This window comes from Melaminivora alkalimesophila, assembly GCF_000282995.1.
Taxonomy (GTDB): Bacteria; Pseudomonadota; Gammaproteobacteria; order Burkholderiales; family Burkholderiaceae_C; genus Melaminivora; species Melaminivora alkalimesophila.
This window is the reverse complement of record NZ_ALEE01000298.1, coordinates 1-2,652: the sequence shown is the minus strand read 5'-3', so window position 1 is coordinate 2,652 and position 2,652 is coordinate 1. Positions and strand designations below refer to the sequence as shown.

Annotated in this window: 4 protein-coding genes; all 4 read left to right on the top strand. The window is 66.2% G+C overall.

Annotated features, from left to right (window positions below; all coding sequences use genetic code 11):
- A partial coding sequence (locus A612_RS05630) for a c-type cytochrome (protein WP_141630331.1) occupies positions 1-238 on the top strand: 238 nt, incomplete at its 5' end.
- A gap of 124 nt (positions 239-362) precedes the next feature.
- Positions 363-1,811, top strand: a complete 1,449-nt coding sequence (gene ccoG, locus A612_RS05625) for a cytochrome c oxidase accessory protein CcoG (protein ID WP_040436184.1) — start codon at positions 363-365, stop codon at positions 1,809-1,811.
- A gap of 67 nt (positions 1,812-1,878) precedes the next feature.
- Positions 1,879-2,181: a FixH family protein gene (locus A612_RS05620; protein WP_019373554.1), complete on the top strand. Its 303-nt coding sequence runs from the start codon at positions 1,879-1,881 to the stop codon at positions 2,179-2,181.
- Between the two features lie 123 nt (positions 2,182-2,304).
- Positions 2,305-2,592, top strand: a complete 288-nt coding sequence (locus A612_RS05615) for a hypothetical protein (RefSeq protein WP_040436182.1) — start codon at positions 2,305-2,307, stop codon at positions 2,590-2,592.
- The last annotated feature ends 60 nt before the right edge of the window (positions 2,593-2,652 follow it).

Sequence of the window (2,652 nt, the reverse complement as noted above, 5' to 3'; positions counted from 1 at the left end):
GGCCTGCGCCGCCTGCCACGGCATGGACGGCAAGGGCAACACGGCGCTGGGTGCCCCCAACCTGACCGATGACATCTGGCTGCACGGCTGGGGCGAGGCGGCGATCGTGAATATCATCAACAACGGCAAGACCAACGAGATGCCTGCGCAGAAGGACAAGCTGACCGATGCGCAGATCCAGGCGCTGACCGCCTACGTGTGGGGTCTGTCGAACAACGGGGCCGAAGCGGCGCGTTGACCCAGGCCCTTGCAGCATGGCCGGCGAACCATCTGGAAGCAGGTGGCGCGCCGGCCTTTTTCGCGTTCATTCCATGTATTGACGGGCGCCCGCGGCGCCTGCCTTCCAAGAGATCCAAGGCACCATGAAGCCAGCTGACGGCAAGAAGCCAAGCAGGGTGATTCCGATCGTTCCTGCGGCGCAGGAAAACTCCCAGAGCGAGGTGATCTCGCTGTACGAGGCGCAAAAGAAGATCTATCCGCGTTCCATCAGCGGGCTGTTCGCGCGCTGGCGCTGGGCCATGGTGTGGATCACGCAGCTGGTCTTCTACGGCCTGCCGTGGCTGCAGTGGGGCGAGCGGCAGATGGTGCTGTTCGACTTGGGTGCGCGGCGCTTCTACCTTTTCGGGCTGGTGCTGTACCCGCAGGATTTCATCTACCTCACCGGCCTGCTGATCATCTCGGCGCTGTCGCTGTTCCTGTTCACCGCGGTGGCCGGGCGCCTGTGGTGCGGCTTTGCCTGCCCGCAGACCGTCTACACCGAGATCTTCATGTGGATCGAGCACAAGATCGAGGGCGACCGCAGCGCGCGCATCCGGCTGGACAATGGCCCCTGGACCTTCGAGAAGATCTGGAAGAAAACGCTCAAGCAGGCAGTCTGGATCGCCGTGGCCTTCTGGACGGGCTTCACCTTCGTCGGCTACTTCGTGCCGATCCGCCAGCTGGGCGGCGAGCTGATGGCGCTGCAGGGCTCGTGGCAGATCTTCTGGGTGCTGTTCTACGGGTTCGCGACCTACGGCAACGCCGGCTTCATGCGCGAGCAGGTGTGCAAGTACATGTGCCCCTACGCGCGCTTCCAGAGCGCGATGTTCGACAAGGACACGATGATCGTGACCTACGACCCCGAACGCGGCGAGCCGCGCGGGCCGCGCAACAAGAACCTGACGAACTACCGCGAGAAGGGGCTGGGAGACTGCATCGACTGCACGCTGTGCGTGCAGGTCTGCCCGACGGGCATCGACATCCGCAACGGCCTGCAGTACGAGTGCATCGGCTGCGGCCTGTGCGTGGATGCGTGCAACACCGTCATGGACAAGATGAAGTACCCGCGCGGGCTGATCCGTTTCTCCACGCAGAACGGCGTGGCCAAGCACTGGACGCAGGCGCAGATGATCCGGCGCGTGTTCCGCCCGCGCGTGCTGCTGTATGGCGCCGTGCTGCTGGCGCTGTGCCTGGGCATGCTGGCAAGCCTGGTGGTGCGCACGCCCTTCAAGGTGGACGTCGTGCGCGACCGCGCGGCACTGTCGCGCATCGTGGCAGGCGGCAAGCTGGAGAACGTCTACCGGCTGCAGATCATGAACGCCACGGAGACGCCGCAGTCCTACAGTATCGGCGCGCGCGGTCTGCAAGGGTTGGAAGTGGCCTCCGAGACGCAGGTGGAGATCGGCGCGGCCGAGTCGCGCTGGGTGTCGGTGCGGCTGCACATCCCGTATGGCTCCGCGGAGCCGGGCTCGCACACGATCTACTTCGATATCCGCGCCGAGACCACGGGTGCGCAGGTGGCAGAAAAATCCGTGTTCCTGGTGCCCCGCTGATGGGGCACCGCCCACCGGCCTTTCCTTTTTCACGCATGGGCCCGCCGGGCCCCGGAGCGCAAGAACCATGACCCGCACCACCACCCCGAACCAGCAACCGCCGACGCCGCCCGAACCGTGGTGGAAGTTCGGCCATGTCTGGCTGATCATCGCCGGCCCGGCCATCGTGGTCGTGGCGGGCTTCTACACCCTGTGGCTGGCCCTGAGCCAACCCGACCCGGTCGTCGCCGAGGATTACTACCAGCGCGGCCTGGACATCAACAAGACGCTGCAGGAGGAGGAGCAGGCACGGCGTTTCGCGCGGAGCATGCAGCCCGCCGTCAAGGGGCGCAACCACGCGGCCACGCCGGCCCAGGACCAGCCGCGCTGACGCCGCCCCGCTGCGCGGCAGGCGCCAGCGCATGCGGCGTTGTCTGACAGGAGCCCCGGGGCAGCCCGTCTTTGCACGGCCGGGTTGCAGTGCTAGTCTGTGCGCATTGCAAGGAGGCGTGCGATGCGTACACAGCGGATGATGTGGATTGGCTGGCCGGCTTTTCTGATGGCCGGGGTGCTGGAGATGGTGGTGTTCGCCTTCGTGGACCCGGGCGCGCTGCACTGGTTCGACCAGCCGGTGAACCTGTCGCGCCAAGGGGTCTACACCATCGCCTTCTTCATCTTCTGGGCCATCCTCATGGCCTCGAGCGCGCTCACCACGCTGCTGGCGCAGTCGCCCTTCGAGATGAACCGCTGCCCGGTGCCCGGCGACGAGCGACCGCTCGATTGCGCCAAGTACCCTGCCTGAGGCCCCGAAGGCCGCCCTTTCTTTTCCTCAGCCGGCGAGGTGGGCGGCAATGGCGGCGCC